Genomic DNA, 17,196 nt, shown 5'->3' on the forward strand with positions numbered 1-17,196 from the left:
CTTACATGCAAGGCGTCCCCAGTTCAGCGCATCGAGATCGTGGTGTTCACGCTCTTGGCGTGGGCCGACCAGCGCGCGGTGACGGTCTTGGTCTGCGTCCAGAACTGCACGGCCTGCTTGCCGTTGGGGCCCAGGTCGCCCAGCTTGGAACCGCGCGAACCGGTGAAGCTGAACCAGGCCACCGGCACCGGGATCGGCACATTGATGCCGACCTGGCCGACGTCGATGTTGTTCTGGAAGTAGCGCGCCGCGCCGCCATCCTGGGTGAACAGCGCCACACCGTTGCCGTTGGGATTGCGGTTGATGAACGCGACCGCGTCCTCCAGCGTTTCAACGCCCACCACGCACAGGACCGGCCCGAAGATTTCCTCGGTGTAGATGGTCATGTTTTCGGTGACGCCGTCGAAAATCGTCGGGCCCACGAAGTTGCCCTGCTCGAAACCGGCGACCTTCAGGCTGCGGCCGTCCAGCAGCAGCTTGGCGCCTTCGTCCACGCCCTTCTGGATCAGGCTTTCGACGCGCTTCTTGGCGTTGGGCGAGACCAGGGGACCGAGATCGGCCTCGCGGTCCATGCCGGAATTGACCTTGAGCTTCTTCGAGCGTTCGACGAAGTCAGGCAGCCAGTTGCGGGCTTCACCCACCAGCACGGCCACGGACGAGGCCATGCAGCGCTGGCCGGCAGCGCCGAAGGCAGCGCCCACCAGCTGGTTCAGCGCGACCTCGGGATCGGCGTCCGGCAGGATCACGCAGTGGTTCTTGGCGCCCATCATGGACTGGCAGCGCTTGCCGGCGGCGGAGGCGCGGTTGTAGATCTCGGTGCCGACGCGGGTCGAGCCGATGAACGAGACCGCCTTGATGTCGGGGTGTTCGCACAGGCCGTTGGCGGTTTCCGGGCCGCCGTGCACCACGTTCAGCACGCCCGGAGGCAGGCCGGCTTCCAGCGCCAGCTGCGCCAGGAACAGCGAGGACGTCGGATCCTGCTCGGAAGGCTTGAGGACGAAGGTGTTGCCGCAGGCCACGGCGATCGGGAACATGAAGCAAGGCAGCATGACCGGGAAGTTGAACGCGGTGATGCCCGCGCACACGCCCAGCGGCTGGATCAGCGTGTAGACGTCGATGCCGGAAGCGGCATTCTCGGCGTATTCGCCCAGTTGCAGGTTGGCGATGGAGCAGGCGTGCTCCACCACTTCCAGGCCGCGGCCGACTTCGCCCTCGGCGTCCGGCAGGGTCTTGCCGTGCTCGCGGGTGATCATTTCGGCCAGCTTGCCGGAGTTGGCGCGCAGCAGTTCCTGGAACTTCAGCATGACGCGCATGCGAGCGCCCTGCCCGCTGTTGCGCCAGGTCTTGAAAGCCTCCTTGGCGTTGGAGACGGCCAGGTCCAGCTCTTCGCGCGTGGCGAAGGGCACCTTGGCGACGACCTCCTGGGTAGCGGGATTGATCACGTCCCGCCATTCGGTGGTTTTGGACTGCACGAGCTTGCCGCCGATCAATAGCGGAACGCGGGGGACTTCACTCATTTGATGCTCCTCACACTGCATGGTCGATGCGGATGGAATCCGCATACATGGATGGTGAGGCGCCGGCGGCAAGGGCCTGCCGGCGCCCCCGGTTTACTTCTTGACCAGCGGGCAGCTCGAATCCGCCAGCGGCTGGAAGGCTTCGGCGGCCGGAATGGTGGCCACCAGCTTGGAATAGTCCCAACCACCCTTGGACTCGGACGGCTTCTTCACTTCATACAGGTACATGTCGTGGACCACACGGCCATCGGGACGGATGGAAGCGTTGCGCATGATCGGATCCTCGATGGGCAGGGCGCGCATCTTGTCGGCCACCACCTTGCCGTCGGTGCTGCCGGATGCGGCCACCGAGCGCAGGTAATGCCGCACGCTGGAGTACACGCCCGCCTGCGTCATGGTCGGCTTGAGGCCGCGGAAGGCCTTCTCGAAGCGCGCGGACCACTGGCGCGTGGCATCGTCGTAATCCCAGTAGAAGCCGTCCACGTAGGACAGGCCCTGGGCGCTTTCCAGGCCCAGCGCGCGCAGGTCCGACAGGAAAATCAGCAGCGACACCAGGCGCTGGCCGCCGGCCACGATGCCGAATTCGCGCGCCTGCTTGACCGCGTTGACGGTGTCCTGGCCGCCATTGGCCAGGGCCACGACCTGGGCCTTGGAGGCCTGCGCCTGCAGCAGGTAGGACGCGAAGTCCGGGGCGTTCAGGGGATGGCGCACGCTGCCGGCCACAGTGCCGCCCAGCGCCTGCACGGCCTTGGCCGTGTCGGCTTCCAGCGAGTGGCCGAAGGCGTAGTCCACGGTGATGAAGTACCAGGACTTGCCGCCCGCCTTCACCGTGGCCTTGGCGCCGCCCGCGGACTGCGAGTAGGTGTCGAACATCCAGTGAAAGCCCACCGGCGAGCATTCCTTGTTGGTCAGCGCCGTGGTGGCGGGACCGGAGAACATCACCACCTTGTTCTTTTCGCGCGCGATGCCCTGCACCGCCAGCGCCACCGCGGAATTGGTCAGGTCGGCGATGGCGGTGACGCCGTCGCGGTCGAACCATTCGCGCGCCTTGGCCGCACCCACGTCGGCCTTGTTCTGGTTGTCCGCGGACACCAGCTCGATCTTCATGCCCTTGCATTCCGCGGCCAGGCAGTCGTCGATGGCCAACTGCGCCGCCGCCACCGAACCAGGCCCGCCCATGCCGGCGTAGGTGCCAGACATGTCCGTCAGAATGCCGATCTTCACTGGCGGCTTATCCGCCGCCTGCGCCTGGCCGACCAATGCGGCGCCCAGACACAAGCCTACGGCCAGCCCGCGTGCGTGCAATTTCATGGATTTGTCTCCTGAGTTTTATGCGTTATGGCGCCGTCTTCGCGGCCTGCGGTCCCGGGGGGTTCAGACTCCGGAGAGCCTGGCTACAGGCCCCAAGCCCGCCGACCCAGTGTAGATGTGTGAAAATCAACAAGCAACACTAGAAATGCACATTCCTTGTGCATTCATGCACAAGCAAAATTTGACCGGCGGCGCAGCGCGCAGCCGGGCCTGGAGAGCCGGAAAGTGCTTGATTGGGACAGCCTGAGATATTTCCTGGAAGTGGCCCGCACCCAGCGGGTGAGCGCCGCGGCGCGCAAGCTTGGCGTCGAGCACACGACGGTGTCGCGGCGCATCCGCGCGCTGGAAACGGAGCTGGACACCCTGCTGTTCGAGAAGTCGCGCAGCGCGGGCTTCGTGCTGACCGAAGACGGCCAGCGCCTGTTCGTGCATGCCGAACAGATGGAGAGCACGGTGCACTCCGCCCGCGAAAACCTGTCGGGCATCGGCCAGGCGCTGTCGGGGCATTTGCGCATCGGCGCCACCGAGGGCTTCGGCAGCTATGTGCTGACGCCGCTGGCGGCGGACTTCCAGCGGCGCTATCCGCACATCACGCTGGACATCCTGCCGGTGCCGCGCTTTGTCAGCCTGTCCAAGCGCGAAGCCGACCTGGCCATCACCATCGAACGCCCCCAGCGCGGCCCCTATGTGTGCAGCAAGCTGTGCGACTACACGCTGCGCCTGTACGGCACGCCCGGCTATCTGGCCAGCCACCCGCCGATCCGCGAGCGCGCGGACCTGGCCGACCACACCTTCATCGGCTACGTCGACGAACTGCTGTTCAGCGAGCGGCTGCGCTATCTGGAAGACCTGCTGCCCGCCAGCAAGGTGGTGTTGCGCAGCACCAGCGTGGTGGCGCAGTACCACGCCGCGCTGCAGGGCCAGTCGCTGGCGATCCTGCCCTGCTTCATCGCCGCGCAGGACCCGCGGCTCACGCCGGTGCTGGCGGACGAGGTCGAGATCACGCGCTCGTTCTGGATGTATTGCCATGAAGACCTGCGCAAGCTCAAGCGCGTGACGGCCCTGTGGGAATTCATCCGCAAGTCGGTGCTAAGGAACGCCGACCTGCTGGCCGGCAAGGGCGGCACGATGAAGTACCTGCCCTGAAAAAGCCGCGGCCCGCGCTGGGCGGGCCGCAAGGCGTTGGATGTGCCGGCGTCAGGCGCTGTTCTTGGGCGCCTTCACGCGCAAGCGCCGCATCAGCAGGAAGAAGGTCAGCATCGCCACCAAGGCATGGATCGCCCACACGCCCACGCCGAAGCTCAGCTTGCCGTTGGAGATCCAGGCGCGCGACAGGTTCATCAGGTTCATGTAGAGCAGGCCCACCAGGCCGGCGATGAGCAGGTCGCCCGAACGCCCCAGGCGCGGATTGACGGCGCCCAGCGGAATCGCCAGCAGCGCAAGGTTCAGCGCGGCCAGCGGCAGCGAGACCCGCCACATCACTTGCGACCAGCTGCTGTTGGTGTTGTCCGCGATCAGTTGCGAGGTGGTGCGCGCCTTGGCGGAACGTTCCGCGTTGGCGCGCGCTTCGGCCACGGGATCTCCGCCCGACTTGCTTTCCAGGCGCAGGCCGTACTTGTCGAAGTGCACCAGCCGGATCTCGGGCGTGCCCGGCTTCAGGTCATAGCGATGGCCTTCGCCCAGCACCAGGAAGCGGTCGCCATTGGGCAAAGTTTCGCTGTGGGCCTTGCTGGCGGTCAGCACGCTGAGCCATTCGGGGCCATTTTCGCGCGCAAACACGTTGCCCAGTTCGTCGCTGGGTTCCAGGGGATCCTCGGCGAAGAACACACGGTTGCCGCCGGACGATTCCGCGAACTGGCCGGCCGTGACCTTGGACAGGTCGGACCGCTGCTCGAAGCGTTCATGGTATTCGCCGATCTGGCGGTACGCCCAGGGCGCCGCCACCAGCGTCAGCCCCGCCACCGCCAGCGCCACCGGGATGGCGACGCGCAGCACCGGCCGGAACCAATCGGCCAGAGACAGGCCGCTGGCGAACCACACCACCATTTCGGATTCGCGGTAATTGCGGGTGACGGTGGTGAGGACCGCGATGAAGACCGAGACCGCGAGAATGGTCGGCAATGCGGTGATGGTCGACAGCGCGGCCAGCACCACCACGACGTCCGCCCCGATGTTGCCGCCCGCGGCTTCGCCGAGCAGGCGCACGAGCAGCACGCTGAGCCATACGATGAGCAACGTGGAAAAGACAACGCCAGCGTGACTGGTGATCTCGCTGACGACAGAGCGTTTGAATAGAGACATGGGAGAATATGCGGGATAATCGACCGCATTCTACACAGACGTACACGGGAAACCCTCATGGAATTTAGCACACAGACCACTGCTTCCCTGCACCAAGTCAAGACCGCCGCCCTGGCCGTCGGGGTCTATGCGGAAGGCGTGTTGAGCCCTGCCGCCGATCTCATCGACCGCGCTTCCAACGGCGCCGTGCGTTCGGTGGTCAAGGCCGAGTTCCGCGGCCGCGCCGGCTCCACGCTGACCCTGCGCAACCTGCCCGGCGTGTCCGCGCAGCGCGTGGTGCTGGTCGGCCTGGGCAAGCAGGAAGAATATTCGGCCCGCGCCCACGCTTCGGCCGAGCAGGCCTTCGCCGCGGCCTGCGTATCGGCCCAGTTGGCCGAAGGCGTGTCCACGCTGGTCGCCAACCCGATCGCGGACGTGGCCGTCATCGCGCGCGCCCGCAGCGCCGCGATCGCAGCCGGCAACGCCACCTATCACTACGACGCCAGCTTCGGCAAGCCCGACCGCGACGCCCGTCCCAAGCTCAAGAAGATCGTCCAGGTGGTCGAGCGCGCCGACGCGGCCCAGGCCCAGAAGGGCCTGCGCGAAGGCGGCGCCATCGCCAACGGCATGGACCTGACCCGCACGCTGGGCAACCTGCCCGGCAACATCTGCACGCCGACCTACCTGGGCGAAACGGCCAAGCGCCTGGCCCGCGAGTTCAAGTCGCTGAAGGTGGAAGTGCTGGACCGCAAGCAGGTCGAAGCGCTGGGCATGGGCTCGTTCCTGTCGGTCGCGCGCGGTTCCGAGGAAGCGCTGCGCTTCATCGTCCTGCGCCATGCCGGCAGCAAGACCGCCAAGAAGACCGCCAAGGGCGCGCAAGGCCCCATTGTGCTGGTCGGCAAGGGCATCACCTTCGATGCCGGCGGCATCTCGCTCAAGCCCGCCGCCACCATGGACGAAATGAAGTACGACATGTGCGGCGCCGCCAGCGTGCTGGGCTCGTTCCGCGCCCTGGCCGAACTGGAGCTGCCGCTGGACGTGGTGGGCCTGATCCCCGCTTGCGAAAACCTGCCCAGCGGCAAGGCCAACAAGCCGGGCGACGTGGTCACCAGCATGGCCGGCCTGACCATCGAAATCCTGAACACCGACGCCGAAGGCCGCCTGGTGCTGTGCGACGCGCTGACCTACGCCGAACGCTTCAAGCCGTCCGCCGTCATCGACATCGCCACCCTGACCGGCGCTTGCGTGGTGGCCCTGGGCAACGTCAACAGCGGCCTGTTCTCCAAGGACGACGCCCTGGCCGACGCGCTGGCCGCGGCCGGCCGCCAGTCGCTGGACACCGCATGGCGCATGCCGATGGACGACGCCTACCAGGAACAGCTCAAGTCCAACTTCGCCGATCTCGCCAACATCGGCGGTCCTCCGGCGGGCGCGGTCACGGCGGCCTGCTTCCTGTCGCGCTTTGCCACCTCGTACCGCTGGGCCCACCTGGACATCGCCGGCACCGCCTGGCGCGGCGGCAAGGACAAGGGCGCCACTGGCCGCCCCGTGCCGCTCCTGATGCAGTACCTGCTGGACCAGGCTTGAAACGGCAGCAACGGAACCCGGCATGACGCGCATCGACTTCGCCTTCGGCGCGCCCGACCGCTTGCGCACCGCCTGCCAGGTGGTGCGCAAGCGCTACCTGGCAGGGCAGCGGCTGGTGGTGTACTGTAGGGATGGCTCCCGCCTGGCCGCGTTCGACCGCATGCTCTGGGCCTTCGACGACACGTCTTTCGTGCCGCACGTGCTGGCCAACGATCCGCTGGCGGGCGAGACCCCGGTGATTCTCACCGCCGGCGATCCGCAACAGGCGGCCGCCGCGGCGGGCCAGGGCGGACAGCCCCAGCCGTCCTGGCTGCTGAACCTGGACCTCGACTGCCCTCCGGGTTTCGAAGCCTTCGAGCGCCTGCTTGAAATCGTCTCGGATGACCCCGAGGACAAGCAGGCCGCCCGCCAGCGCTGGCGAACCTACCTGGCCGCGGGCCACACGCCGCAAAGCCACGACCTCAGCCGCCAGCAGCCGGACGGCTGAACGCGCCGGCCTTGCGGCGCGCCACCTCGATCATCCGGGAGCCATCATGCCCTCTCGCCACGCCGACCCCGGCATCCCTACCCTGACCCAGCGGGCCGAGCCCGCGCTCTACCCGCCAGCTTCCCCGGACGACGCGGACATGCCCGTGCTGACCGAACTGGCCGACGATGGCGCGCAGGATCATGACGACGACGCCTTTCCGCTCCTGACGGAAGTGGCGGACGGCGACCATGCGTCCCCTGATATCATTCCACCGGCAGCCGCCGTCCCTGCTACGCCCTATGCCGCGCCGGACGCCACGGTTCTGAGCGCCCGCCTGCAGGCCGAGGTCGAGCAACTGATGCGCGAGGCCCTGGCCGAAGCCATCGAACAGATCCAGGCCCGCATGGACGCGGAATTGCCGCGCATCGTCGCCCGGGTGCTGCAGGACGTCAGGCCGGGTTGACCCGTCTGGAACCTATTTCCCGCCTCTGGTCTAATCCTAGGCAGAACTGGATTCTTCAGGGAACTGTAAGGTATCCTTCCCATCTAAGCCTTCTAGGCAACCATTACTCTGCCGCACACAGGAGTTCTCAATGAACGAATATCGTCCGTCCCCTTTTAACCGTTCCGGCGCCGTGGCCGGCGCGCCGGGCGAGGTCGCGCGCAACCAGGTGCTGCGCAACACCTATTGGCTTCTGGCGCTCTCGCTGATCCCGACCGTGCTGGGCGCGGCCGTGGGCATGTACACCGGCATCAACCGCATCATGGGCGCAAGCCCCGGCCTGTCCGCCATCGTGTTCCTGGTGGGCGCCTTCGGCCTGATGTTCGCGATCGAAAAGAACAAGAACAGCTCGCTGGGCGTGGTCCTGCTGCTGGCCTTCACGTTCTTCATGGGCGTGATGCTGTCGCGCCTGCTGGGCTTCGTCATGGGCATGAGCAACGGCTCGCAGCTGGTCATGACGGCCTTCGGCGGCACCGCGATCGTGTTCGGCACGATGGCCACGCTGGCCACCACCATCAAGCGCGACCTGTCGGGATTGCAGAAATTTCTGTTCATCGGCGCGGTCGTGATCCTGGTGGCGGCCCTGGCCAACATCTTCCTGCAGCTGCCGGCGCTGATGCTGACCATCTCGGTCCTGGCCATCGTCATCTTCTCGGCCTTCATGCTGGTCGACCTGCAGCGCGTGGTCAACGGCGGCGAAACCAACTACGTGTCCGCCACGCTGGCCATCTACCTGGACGTCTACAACGTCTTCTCGAACCTGCTGATGCTGCTGGGCATCTTCGGCGGCAACCGCGAGTAATCGAAACGCTGCCAAAGCGGCACAAAGAGCCTACATTCACGTGTAGGCTCTTTTTCTTTATCTTGGGCCTACATTCACATGTAGGCTCTTTTTCTTTATCTTGGGCCTACATTCACGTGCAGGCCCTTTTTCTTTGCCGCGCCCGCCCCCTCCCGCTGGAGCCACGCCATGCCCGACCGCCGCCGCTTCCTCCAGACCGCTGCCGCCGCCGCCCTGACCGGTTCCGCCTTGCCGGCTCGCGCCCTCAGCGTGGTGACGCCCATGCACAGGCGGAACATACCCGCCTCTGGCGAGGCGCTGCCTGTCATCGGCTTGGGTACCGCCGACACCTTCAACGTGTCCCCCGCGGACAAGGCCGCCATGGCGCCGCTGGCGCAGGTGCTGGACACGCTGCTGCAAAAGGGCGGCAAGCTGATCGACACGGCTCCCAGCTACGGGCAGGCGGAAGCGGTCACCGGCGCGCTGCTGGCGCGCGACGGCGGCTTGCGGAGCAAGACCTTCCTGGCGACCAAGATCGGCACGCAGGGCCACGAATCGGCCATGCGCCAGGTGCGCCAATCGCAACAGGCGCTGGGCAGCGACAAGCTCGACCTGGTCCAGGTGCACAACCTGATCGACACCGCCAACCAACTGGCGCTGCTGCGCGAACTGAAACAGCAAGGCGTGATCCGCTACCTGGGCATCACGCACTACACCGACCACGCCCACGACGAGCTGACCGAACTGGTGGAACGGGAAAAGCCCGATTTCCTGCAGGTCAACCTGTCCGTGGCCGACCGCGGCGCCGAAAAACGCCTGTTGCCCGCCTGCCAGGCCCACGGTGTCGCAGTGCTGATCAACCGCCCGTTCCAGGACGGCGCGCTGTTCCGCCGGGTCAAGGGCATGGCGCTGCCGCCGCTGGCCGCCGAGCTCGATTGCGGGTCCTGGGCGCAGATCTTCCTGAAATTCATCATCGGCCATCCCGCGGTCACCGCCGTCATTCCGGCCACCTCCAAGCCGGCCAACATGGCGGACAACGCGCAGGCCGGCTTCGGGCCGCTGCCGGACGCCGCCATGCGGGAACGCATCGCTGCCCTGCTGGCCTGACGCCATGGCGTCGGCCCCCGGCAGCCTGCAAGCCCGCGCCGCGCAGGCGCTGGGCATACTCCAGGAGGAACTGGCGCCGGCAGCCTGCGGCTTCGCGTTTTTCTTCTTCCTGTTCTGCGGCTATTTCATGCTGCGGCCGATACGCGAGACCATGGGCATCCAGGCGGGCGTCGACCAGTTGCAATGGCTCTTCACCGCGACCTTCGTCGCCATGCTGGCCGTGGTGCCGCTGTTCGGCTGCCTGTCGGCGCGCGTGCCTCGCGCCATGCTGGTGACCTGGGTCTATGCCGCCTTCGCCCTCAGCATGGCCGGTTTCGCCGCCCTGCTCCATCTGCGGCCCGGCAGCGTCTGGGCGGCGCGCAGCTTCTATGTGTGGCTGTCGGTCTTCAACCTGTTCGTCGTCTCCATCGCCTGGAGCCTGATGGCCGACGTGTTCCGCATGGATTCCGCCAAGCGCCTGTTCGCGCTGATCGCCGCGGGCGCCAGCGCCGGCGGGCTGGCCGGCCCGCTTTTGGGCGGCCTGCTGGCTGGCGTGCTCGGTCCCGCCGGCCTGTTGCTGCTGTCGGCGCTGCTGTTGACCGCCACCCTGCCCCTCAAGCGCTGGCTGCTGCGCTGGCGTGCGGCCCACCGCGAGGATGCTGCCGCGGACGACATGCGCAGGCCGCTGGAGGGTTCGATCCTGGCGGGCCTCTCGCGCATTTTCCAGTCTCCCTTTCTGCTGGGAATTTCGCTGCTGGTGATCCTGCTGGCCACGCTCAACACCTTTCTCTACATGGAGCAGGCGCGGCTGGTGGCGGATGCCTTCACCGACACGGCGCAACGCATCCGGGTCTTCAGCGCGCTGGACTTCACGGTGCAGGCGCTGTCGCTGCTGTCGCAGCTCTTTATCACCGGACGCGTGGCCACCCGCCTGGGGCTGCGCTTCCTGCTGACCGCCGTGCCGCTGACGATGACGGCCGCTTTCCTGGCGCTGGCGGCCTTTCCCGTCTTCGGCGTGCTGGCCGCGGCCATGATCGTGCGCCGGGTCGGCGAGTACGCGCTGATCCGGCCGGGGCGGGAAATGCTGTTCACGGCGGTTTCGCCGGAAGACAAGTACAAGACCAAGAACGTCATCGATACCGTGGTCTACCGGGCGGGCGACGCGGCCAGCGGCTGGGTCAAGGCGGGCGTGGACATGCTGGGCTATGGCGCGGCCCTGATCGCCGTGCTGGGCGCCCTGTGCGCGCTGGCGGCCGCGGCGGTAGGCCACGGGCTGGGACGGACCGCAGACCGTCGTATTGCGGACAAGTCTTAGATTTTTTTGAACATCCATCTCATTGAAACAAACGTATTCCCCGGGCCGCGACCGCACAATGGCGCAGCTCTCAATGCCTGGGGAAACGTCATGAAACGCACCGCCTGTCTTGCCTCCCTGTTGCTCAGCCTGGCCGCGCCCGCCGCGCTGGCCGCCTATCCGGAACGCGCCATCACCCTGATCGTGCCGGCCGCAGCGGGCGGCAACGCCGACATCACCGCACGGCTGGTGGGCCAGGAAATGAGCCGCCAGCTGGGCCAGCCCGTGGTCGTGGAAAACCGCGTCGGCGCGGGCGGCCGCATCGGCACCCAGGCTGTGGCGCGCGCGGCGGCCGACGGCTACACCATCGGCTATGCCCACGTCGGCACGCTGGTGCTGCACCGGTTCCTGTTCAAGCAGCAACTCTACGACCTGGACCGCGACATCGCCGCCATCGGGCTGGTGGCCGAAACGCCCAACGTCATCGTGGTGAACGCGTCCTCGCCCTATCGCGACTTGAAGGGGTTCATCGAAGCCAGCCGCGCCCAGCCGGAGCGCCTGACGATGACCTCGGCCGACCCGGGCACCACCAGCGAAGTCGGGGTCAAGCTCTTCATCGCCCAGACCGGCGCCGCCGTGCGCCAGATCCCGTACAAGGCCACGGCTGCGCAGTTGTCCGACCTGCTGGGCGGCCATGTCGATTCCATGATGGAGAACCTGCCGCCGCTCATCGGCAACCTGAAGGACGGCCGCCTGCGCGCGCTGGCGGTCACCACCAAGACCCGCGCCGCCTCCAATCCGGACGTGCCGACGGTGGCGGAGCAAGGCTATCCCGACTACGAACAATCGGCCTGGAGCGCGCTGGTCGCGCCCGCCGGCACCCCGCCCGAGGTCATCGCGCGGCTGAACGCGGCGATGAACGCGGCGCTGCGCTCGGACAACGTCAGCAAGGAACTGCGCAGCCGCTCCCAGGAACCGCTGGGCGGCACGCCGCAGGACGTACAGAACCAGATACGCAAGGAGCTGCCCAAATGGGAAGGCATCATCAAGGCCGCCGGCACCACGCTGGATTGAACCGGATCCCCACACGCGCAGGAGCCGCCGCATGGCCACGGTAAGCCGCGAGGACTTCTCCTGCGCCGCGGCGACCAACGCGTCGGCCTACCGGCGCGTCACTATACCGATGCTGCGGATCGAGGCGGGGCCTGGCCCCGCCGTCGCCTTGATGGCGGGCGTGCATGGCGACGAATGGGAAGGCCAGGCCGCCATCCTGGAACTGTGGCGCCTGCTGCCCGGCATCCTGCGGCGCGGCACGGTCTACCTGCTGCCTGCGGCCAACGCCGAGGCCTCGCTGGCAGGCACGCGCCTGTCGCCGTCCGACGGCGGCAACCTCAACCGCGCTTTTTTGGGAGCCCCCGCGCGCGGCTACACGGAGAGCGTGGCCGCCGCGCTGGAAGCCCGGCTGTTGCCGCGCATACAGGCGCTGGTGGACGTGCATAGCGGCGGCGCATCGCTGCGCTACCTGCCCTCGTCGGTCATCACGCGCTACGGCAATGATGCCTACGACGAACGCCTGCCCGCCCTGGCGCGCGCCTTCGGGCTGCCCGACTGCATGTACTTCCGCGGCACGGAGTCCGGCTCCATGCCGGCCGCCGCCAGCCGCCACGGGGTGCTGCGCCTGAGCGCCGAGATCGGCGGGGGCCGCGAAACCAGCCAGGCGCTGGTCGACCGCTGCCGCGACGGCCTGCTGGGCTGCCTGGGCGAACTCGGCCTTTTGCCCGACCGGCCGCCCGCGCGCCGCCCCGAAGTCCGCCTCTACGACCTGGACGTCCCCGCCGCCACCGTGCGCGCCAGCGAGGCCGGCGTGTTCGTGCCCGCGGTCGAACTGGGGCAACAGATCAATGCGCGCCAGCGCGTCGGCCAACTGATGGAACCCGCCCGACCCGATACCGCGCCGCGCGCCCTGACCAGCCTGCAAGCCGGCACCGTCGTCTGCCTGCGCTCCATCGCCCGCAGCGACGACGGCGATTGCCTGATCCAGGTCGCGCCCGCCCTTCCCCTCGATTCCCTAGCCTCGAAGTACTGACACATGCAGATGAACCCTAGCTTGTCCGGCCTGCGCTGCATCCGTTGCGCCAGCCTGTGGCCGCCAGCCGATTACCCAGAAGGCTGCCCCAGCTGCCTGGAAGCCGGCCACCCCGCCAGCCTGGAATGCCTGTACGAATCCTCGGCCGAAGGCGCCATGCCCCTGCCGGTGCTGAACGCCGTCACGCTGGGCGAAGGCGCCACCCCCTGTCTCGCCGTGCCCGCGCTGGCGCAGACCGAAGGCGTGGGCCAGCTCTGGCTGAAATGCGAAAGCGCCAACCCCACCGGCAGCCACAAGGACCGCATGGCGGCCCAACTGGTGTCGCGCGCGCGCCTGGCCGGCGCCACCCGCGTGGCGGCCGCCTCCAGCGGCAATGCCGGCGTCTCGCTGGCCGCCTATTGCGCCGCCGCGCGGCTGGAGGCCGACATCGCCATCACCAGCAACTGCCCGCCCTTGCAGCGCGAGGCCATGCAGCGCTTCGGCGCCCGGCTCACCGCCTTCGAGGACAGCCTGAGCCGCTGGCCCCATGTCGAGGACCTGTGCCGCAACCGCGGCGCCTTCGCCGGCACCAACTATCTGAATCCGCCTGTCGGCACCCACCCTTACGGCGTGGAAGGCTACAAGCCCATCGCGCTGGAAATCCTGGAAAGCTGCGGCGTTCCCAGCGACATCGTGGTGCCCACCGCGCGCGGCGATCTGCTGTGGGGCATCTTCCTGGGCTGGCAGCATCTGCTGCAAACCGGCCGCATTGCGCGTCTGCCTCGCCTGCACGCGGTGGAGCCATACGCTCGCCTGTCGCGCGCCCGCGCCACGGGCGACGCGCGCAAGCAATGGGACGGCGTGACGGACCAGTATTCAATCGCGGGCAGCACCAGCACGCTGCAGTCGCTGGAAGCCTTGACGCGCTCGGGCGGCACGCCGGTGGAGATCTCGGACGCCGCTGCCGCGCAAGCGCAGCAGCGGCTGGAACGCATGGGCCTGGCGACCGAACTGTCGTCGGCCGCGGCGCTGGCTGCCGTGTCTCGGCTGCGGCGCTCGGGCCTGCTGGACGCGGAGTCGTCCGTGGTGTTGATCGTGACCTCGGACGGCCGCCGCGGCTAGCGTCCCGGGAACGGCTTCGGCGCGCTAGACGCCGAAGCTCTCCACCAGCGGCGCCAGCGCGCCGCGCAGGCAGGTCGCCCAGAACTTGCCCGCCTCGGACAAGGGGCGGCTGCCGTGCAGGATCATGTGGCATTCGAAATGCACCGGCGCGGCCAGCGGGCGGTAGCACAAGCCCGCCGCCGCCATGCCGACCGCCGTCGCAGGGTTGGCGATACCCACACCGTGTCCCGCCAGCGCCAGTTGGCACACCGTGCTTGAATATGGCGTCTCGATGGCCACCTTCAGGCTTTGCCCCGCCTGCGCCAACAGCGCGTCCAGGCGCTTGCGCGAGCCGTCCTCGGCGTTCAGCGCGATCACGTCGGCGTCGGCCAGGTGCGAAAAATCCACTTGTTCCAGCCGCGCCAGCGGATGCCCCTTGGGAAAGACCGCCACGGCGCGCAGGCTGGCCAGCCGATGGCCGCGCAAGCCTTCCAGCTCGGATTCGTCGGCCACCGCCGCCAGGTCCAGTTCGCCCGACACCACCATGTCGCGCAAGGTATTGGAATCCCGGATCTGCAGATACAGGCCGGTATCGGGATAGCGTTCCCGAAAGCGCGCGATGGTGTCGCTGATGATGGCGCCGCTATAGGCATGGATGCAGCCGATGCGCAGCCGCGGCTGCGCGGCGCCGCGGATGGCGCGGATCTTGCGGCCCAGGCTTTCCAGCCCGACATTCAGGCGGCGGATTTCTTCATACAACAGCGTCGCCTCGGGCGTGCGCTGCATGCGCTGGCGCACGCGCTCAAACAGGCGCAGCTCGATGCTGGCTTCCAGTGCCGCCAAGGTCGCGCTGACGGTGGCGGGCGACACGTCCAGCCGCCTGGCGGCGGCGGTGACGCTTTCCGTTTCGTAGACGGTGCGGAAGGTCTCGACCTGCTTGAGCGTGAAGGTCATGGCCGGATCGCGCTGCGCTCAGATGCGTTGCAGGTCCAGCAACACGCGCCGGGTCGACAAGGGTCGGCCCGCCAGGATTTCGGCCAGCCGTTCGCGCAGGTCGCGGCGCAGGGCCGGCTCGATCGCCGCATCGTCGAAATCGGGGGGATCCTCGTCCACGCCATAGCCGGTCTCGCGCAGCAGCGTCCATTCGAAACGGCGCAGCGCGCCCGCAGCGCGGGTGCCGCCGGACAGTTGCTGCAAGGCGAAGTCGTAAGCGTCGAACAGCAGCGGGTGGGCGTCTTCGCGCGGCAGCAGCCGCAGCAGCAGCTCGTTCATGTACCAGGCCGACATCAGCGCGGTGCCGGTCAGCGGGCGGATGCCCGCGATCTCGGCGCGCGTCAGCGTCTTGACCTCGCCATTGCCGGTCCACGACAGCAGCAGCGGCTGGAACGCGGACAGCACGGGACGCAGGACGGAATACGGGCGCTTGGCGCCCTTGGCGACCATGGCCACGCAGCCGTGATCGCGGGAGAAAGTCTGAACGATGAGGGATGTCTCACGCCACGCGGTGGCGTGCAACATATATCCGGGGCGATCCTGGACGCGGGGCGCCCGTCTACTCATAGCCCAGATCGCGCAGCGCACCCTCGCGGTCGGACCAGCCCTTGCGCACCTTGATGTAGACCTCCAGGTGCACCGGCTTGTCCAGCAGCTTGGCGATGTCCTGCCGCGCCTCCGTGGCGATGCGCTTCATGTGCATGCCGCCCGCGCCCAACAGGATGGGCTTGTGGCTGTCGCGCTCGACCACCACGCAGGCATTGATGCTGGCACCCTTGCTGGTCTCTTCCCATTGCTCGATGACGACGGTACAGCCGTAGGGCAGTTCGTCGCCGACCAGGCGGAAGATCTTCTCGCGCACCAATTCGGCGGCGATGAAGCGCATGGGACGGTCGGTCAGCGTGTCTTCCTCGAACATCGGCTCGCCTTCCGGCAGGCGCGACGCGATTTCCTCCAGCAGCTGGTCCAACTGCTGGTTCTTGGTGGCGCTGACGGGCACCACGGCGCCGAACGGATGCAGCGCCATGATCTTGGAGACGAAGGCGAACAGGTCGTCGCGATTCTTCAGTGCGTCGATCTTGGAGACGACCAGGATGGTGCGCTCCGGCGCGGGCAAGAGCGGCAGCAGCTTGGCGTCGCCCTCGGACCATTTGCCGGCTTCCACCACGTGCACCACCACGTCCACGTCGGCCAGGGCCTGCGTGACCACGCGGTTCATCATGCGGTTCATGGCGCCGCCATGCCGCGTCTGGAAACCGGGGGTATCGACGAATACGAACTGCTCGTGCTCGCGCGTCAACACGCCGTGGATGCGGTGGCGCGTAGTCTGCGCCTTGCGCGACACGATGGAAATCTTGGAACCGATCAGGGCGTTCGTCAGGGTGGACTTGCCCACGTTGGGGCGGCCCACGATGGCGACGAAGCCGGTACGAAAAGGGGTATCGCTCATTTAGTCTCTTGAGCCACTGCCACCGGCAGCGACAATTGCGCGGTTTTGCGCGCCTTGCCCGACTTGCGGGCAGCCTTGGTCGCCGGGCTGACGGCCAACGCGGCCTCCAGCGCCAGCTTGGCCGCCGATTGCTCGGCGGCGCGGCGGCTGGCGCCAGGCGCCATCACCTTGATCTCGAGCGCCGGAATGGCGCACTCGACTTCGAACTGCTGGCTATGGGCCGCGCCATGCGTGGCGACCACCGTGTACACCGGCAGCGCCAGCTTGCGGCCCTGCAGGAATTCCTGCAGCAAGGTCTTGGCGTCCTTGCCCAGGGTCTTGGGATCGACCGAGGCCAGCACCGGCTGGTACTGGCGCACGATCACGCGGCGGGCGGCGTCGAAGCCTGCATCCAGGAACACGGCGCCGAACAGGGCCTCGACCGTGTCGGCCAGGATCGAAGGACGGCGGAAACCGCCGCTCTTCAATTCGCCCTCGCCCAGGCGCAGATACTGCGACAGTTCCAGCCGCTGGGCGATATCCGCCAGCGAGGCCTGCTTGACCAGATTGGCCCGCAGGCGCGACAAGTCGCCTTCGTCGATTTTGGAATAACGCTCGAACAGCATCGCTGCAACGACGAAGTTCAGCACGGAATCCCCGAGGAATTCCAGGCGCTCGTTGTGGCGCGCGCCGTGGCTGCGATGCGTCAGCGCCTGTTCGAGCAATGCCGGATCACTGAAGTGGTGGTCCAGGCGGTTTTCTAGCGTGGCTAGCGACATAA

17 protein-coding genes are annotated in these 17,196 nt (G+C 67.5%); 10 read left to right on the top strand and 7 right to left on the bottom strand.

Translation table 11 applies throughout. The features are described 5' to 3' along the window. Nucleotides 1-23: 23 nt before the first annotated feature. Together IAG39_RS23735 and IAG39_RS23740 are read right to left on the bottom strand one after the other, a co-directional pair. Nucleotides 24-1,517, bottom strand: a complete 1,494-nt coding sequence (locus tag IAG39_RS23735; protein WP_059374741.1) for a CoA-acylating methylmalonate-semialdehyde dehydrogenase — start codon at nt 1,515-1,517, stop codon at nt 24-26. A 93-nt stretch (nt 1,518-1,610) separates the two neighbouring features. Beyond that, complete coding sequence (locus IAG39_RS23740) at nt 1,611-2,828, bottom strand: ABC transporter substrate-binding protein (protein ID WP_118931832.1); 1,218 nt, start codon at nt 2,826-2,828, stop codon at nt 1,611-1,613. 225 nt (nt 2,829-3,053) lie between these two features. Here IAG39_RS23740 and IAG39_RS23745 point away from each other — a divergent pair, with 225 nt between their 5' ends. Continuing rightward, nucleotides 3,054-3,974: a LysR family transcriptional regulator gene (locus IAG39_RS23745; protein WP_118931833.1), complete on the top strand. Its 921-nt coding sequence runs from the start codon at nt 3,054-3,056 to the stop codon at nt 3,972-3,974. A 51-nt stretch (nt 3,975-4,025) separates the two neighbouring features. Here the strand turns inward: IAG39_RS23745 and lptF are convergent, their stop codons facing one another. Beyond that, entirely contained in the window at nt 4,026-5,129 is a 1,104-nt protein-coding gene (gene lptF / locus IAG39_RS23750; RefSeq protein ID WP_059374747.1) for an LPS export ABC transporter permease LptF, read from the bottom strand. A 57-nt stretch (nt 5,130-5,186) separates the two neighbouring features. On the opposite strand from lptF, the gene IAG39_RS23755 reads away from it, so the two are divergent. The 9 genes from IAG39_RS23755 (at nt 5,187) to IAG39_RS23795 (ending at nt 14,014) form a co-directional block, all read left to right on the top strand. Beyond that, entirely contained in the window at nt 5,187-6,695 is a 1,509-nt protein-coding gene (locus IAG39_RS23755; protein WP_059374749.1) for a leucyl aminopeptidase, read from the top strand. 22 nt (nt 6,696-6,717) lie between these two features. Then, on the top strand, nt 6,718-7,182 hold the full coding sequence (locus IAG39_RS23760) for a DNA polymerase III subunit chi (protein ID WP_059374751.1): 465 nt from the start codon (nt 6,718-6,720) through the stop codon (nt 7,180-7,182). 46 nt (nt 7,183-7,228) lie between these two features. Beyond that, on the top strand, nt 7,229-7,627 hold the full coding sequence (locus IAG39_RS23765) for a hypothetical protein (RefSeq protein WP_118931834.1): 399 nt from the start codon (nt 7,229-7,231) through the stop codon (nt 7,625-7,627). Nucleotides 7,628-7,757: 130 nt separating this feature from the next. Further along, nucleotides 7,758-8,468 (top strand): Bax inhibitor-1/YccA family protein, encoded by a 711-nt coding sequence (locus tag IAG39_RS23770; protein ID WP_054450644.1) that lies wholly within the window; start codon nt 7,758-7,760, stop codon nt 8,466-8,468. 168 nt (nt 8,469-8,636) lie between these two features. Next, nucleotides 8,637-9,554 carry an aldo/keto reductase gene (locus tag IAG39_RS23775; protein WP_118931835.1) on the top strand — a complete coding sequence of 306 codons (918 nt, stop codon included), beginning with the start codon at nt 8,637-8,639 and terminating at the stop codon, nt 9,552-9,554. A gap of 4 nt (nt 9,555-9,558) precedes the next feature. Then, on the top strand, nt 9,559-10,848 hold the full coding sequence (locus tag IAG39_RS23780; protein WP_118931836.1) for an NTP/NDP exchange transporter: 1,290 nt from the start codon (nt 9,559-9,561) through the stop codon (nt 10,846-10,848). A 90-nt stretch (nt 10,849-10,938) separates the two neighbouring features. Beyond that, the gene (locus tag IAG39_RS23785) at nt 10,939-11,901 is read left to right on the top strand and encodes a Bug family tripartite tricarboxylate transporter substrate binding protein (protein WP_118931837.1); all 963 of its coding nucleotides are present in this window, start codon (nt 10,939-10,941) and stop codon (nt 11,899-11,901) included. Between the two features lie 31 nt (nt 11,902-11,932). Beyond that, nucleotides 11,933-12,913, top strand: coding sequence for a succinylglutamate desuccinylase/aspartoacylase family protein (locus IAG39_RS23790; RefSeq protein WP_059374761.1), 981 nt, complete (start codon nt 11,933-11,935; stop codon nt 12,911-12,913). A gap of 3 nt (nt 12,914-12,916) precedes the next feature. Further along, nucleotides 12,917-14,014 (top strand): pyridoxal-phosphate dependent enzyme, encoded by a 1,098-nt coding sequence (locus IAG39_RS23795; protein ID WP_118931838.1) that lies wholly within the window; start codon nt 12,917-12,919, stop codon nt 14,012-14,014. A gap of 24 nt (nt 14,015-14,038) precedes the next feature. Here IAG39_RS23795 and IAG39_RS23800 read toward each other — a convergent pair whose 3' ends face one another. The 4 genes from IAG39_RS23800 to rnc are packed head-to-tail and all read right to left on the bottom strand — an operon-like array spanning nt 14,039 to nt 17,194. Further along, nucleotides 14,039-14,947: a LysR family transcriptional regulator gene (locus tag IAG39_RS23800; protein ID WP_054450632.1), complete on the bottom strand. Its 909-nt coding sequence runs from the start codon at nt 14,945-14,947 to the stop codon at nt 14,039-14,041. A gap of 18 nt (nt 14,948-14,965) precedes the next feature. Continuing rightward, nucleotides 14,966-15,553 carry a DNA repair protein RecO gene (gene recO / locus IAG39_RS23805; protein WP_118931839.1) on the bottom strand — a complete coding sequence of 196 codons (588 nt, stop codon included), beginning with the start codon at nt 15,551-15,553 and terminating at the stop codon, nt 14,966-14,968. Beyond that, nucleotides 15,546-16,436 carry a GTPase Era gene (gene era / locus IAG39_RS23810; RefSeq protein WP_059374765.1) on the bottom strand — a complete coding sequence of 297 codons (891 nt, stop codon included), beginning with the start codon at nt 16,434-16,436 and terminating at the stop codon, nt 15,546-15,548. The genes recO and era overlap by 8 nt, the downstream gene beginning before the upstream one ends. Then, complete coding sequence (rnc, locus tag IAG39_RS23815; RefSeq protein WP_042792396.1) at nt 16,433-17,194, bottom strand: ribonuclease III; 762 nt, start codon at nt 17,192-17,194, stop codon at nt 16,433-16,435. Before rnc ends, era begins: the two co-directional genes overlap by 4 nt. Nucleotides 17,195-17,196 lie beyond the last annotated feature (2 nt).

Source organism: Achromobacter xylosoxidans, assembly GCF_014490035.1.
Classification (GTDB): domain Bacteria; phylum Pseudomonadota; class Gammaproteobacteria; order Burkholderiales; family Burkholderiaceae_B; genus Achromobacter; species Achromobacter bronchisepticus_A.

Excerpts from the sequence above, each read along its gene's own strand:
- IAG39_RS23800 (WP_054450632.1), bottom strand. The coding sequence starts at position 14,947 with ATGACCTTCACGCTCAAGCAGGTCGAGACCTTCCGCACCGTCTACGAA.
- IAG39_RS23755 (WP_059374749.1), top strand. The coding sequence starts at position 5,187 with ATGGAATTTAGCACACAGACCACTGCTTCCCTGCACCAAGTCAAGACC.
- IAG39_RS23795 (WP_118931838.1), top strand. The coding sequence starts at position 12,917 with ATGCAGATGAACCCTAGCTTGTCCGGCCTGCGCTGCATCCGTTGCGCC.
- IAG39_RS23735 (WP_059374741.1), bottom strand. The coding sequence starts at position 1,517 with ATGAGTGAAGTCCCCCGCGTTCCGCTATTGATCGGCGGCAAGCTCGTG.
- recO (WP_118931839.1), bottom strand. The coding sequence starts at position 15,553 with ATGAGTAGACGGGCGCCCCGCGTCCAGGATCGCCCCGGATATATGTTG.
- rnc (WP_042792396.1), bottom strand. The coding sequence starts at position 17,194 with ATGTCGCTAGCCACGCTAGAAAACCGCCTGGACCACCACTTCAGTGAT.
- IAG39_RS23780 (WP_118931836.1), top strand. The coding sequence starts at position 9,559 with ATGGCGTCGGCCCCCGGCAGCCTGCAAGCCCGCGCCGCGCAGGCGCTG.
- IAG39_RS23775 (WP_118931835.1), top strand. The coding sequence starts at position 8,637 with ATGCCCGACCGCCGCCGCTTCCTCCAGACCGCTGCCGCCGCCGCCCTG.
- IAG39_RS23740 (WP_118931832.1), bottom strand. The coding sequence starts at position 2,828 with ATGAAATTGCACGCACGCGGGCTGGCCGTAGGCTTGTGTCTGGGCGCC.
- lptF (WP_059374747.1), bottom strand. The coding sequence starts at position 5,129 with ATGTCTCTATTCAAACGCTCTGTCGTCAGCGAGATCACCAGTCACGCT.
- IAG39_RS23760 (WP_059374751.1), top strand. The coding sequence starts at position 6,718 with ATGACGCGCATCGACTTCGCCTTCGGCGCGCCCGACCGCTTGCGCACC.
- IAG39_RS23790 (WP_059374761.1), top strand. The coding sequence starts at position 11,933 with ATGGCCACGGTAAGCCGCGAGGACTTCTCCTGCGCCGCGGCGACCAAC.
- IAG39_RS23785 (WP_118931837.1), top strand. The coding sequence starts at position 10,939 with ATGAAACGCACCGCCTGTCTTGCCTCCCTGTTGCTCAGCCTGGCCGCG.
- IAG39_RS23770 (WP_054450644.1), top strand. The coding sequence starts at position 7,758 with ATGAACGAATATCGTCCGTCCCCTTTTAACCGTTCCGGCGCCGTGGCC.
- era (WP_059374765.1), bottom strand. The coding sequence starts at position 16,436 with ATGAGCGATACCCCTTTTCGTACCGGCTTCGTCGCCATCGTGGGCCGC.
- IAG39_RS23765 (WP_118931834.1), top strand. The coding sequence starts at position 7,229 with ATGCCCTCTCGCCACGCCGACCCCGGCATCCCTACCCTGACCCAGCGG.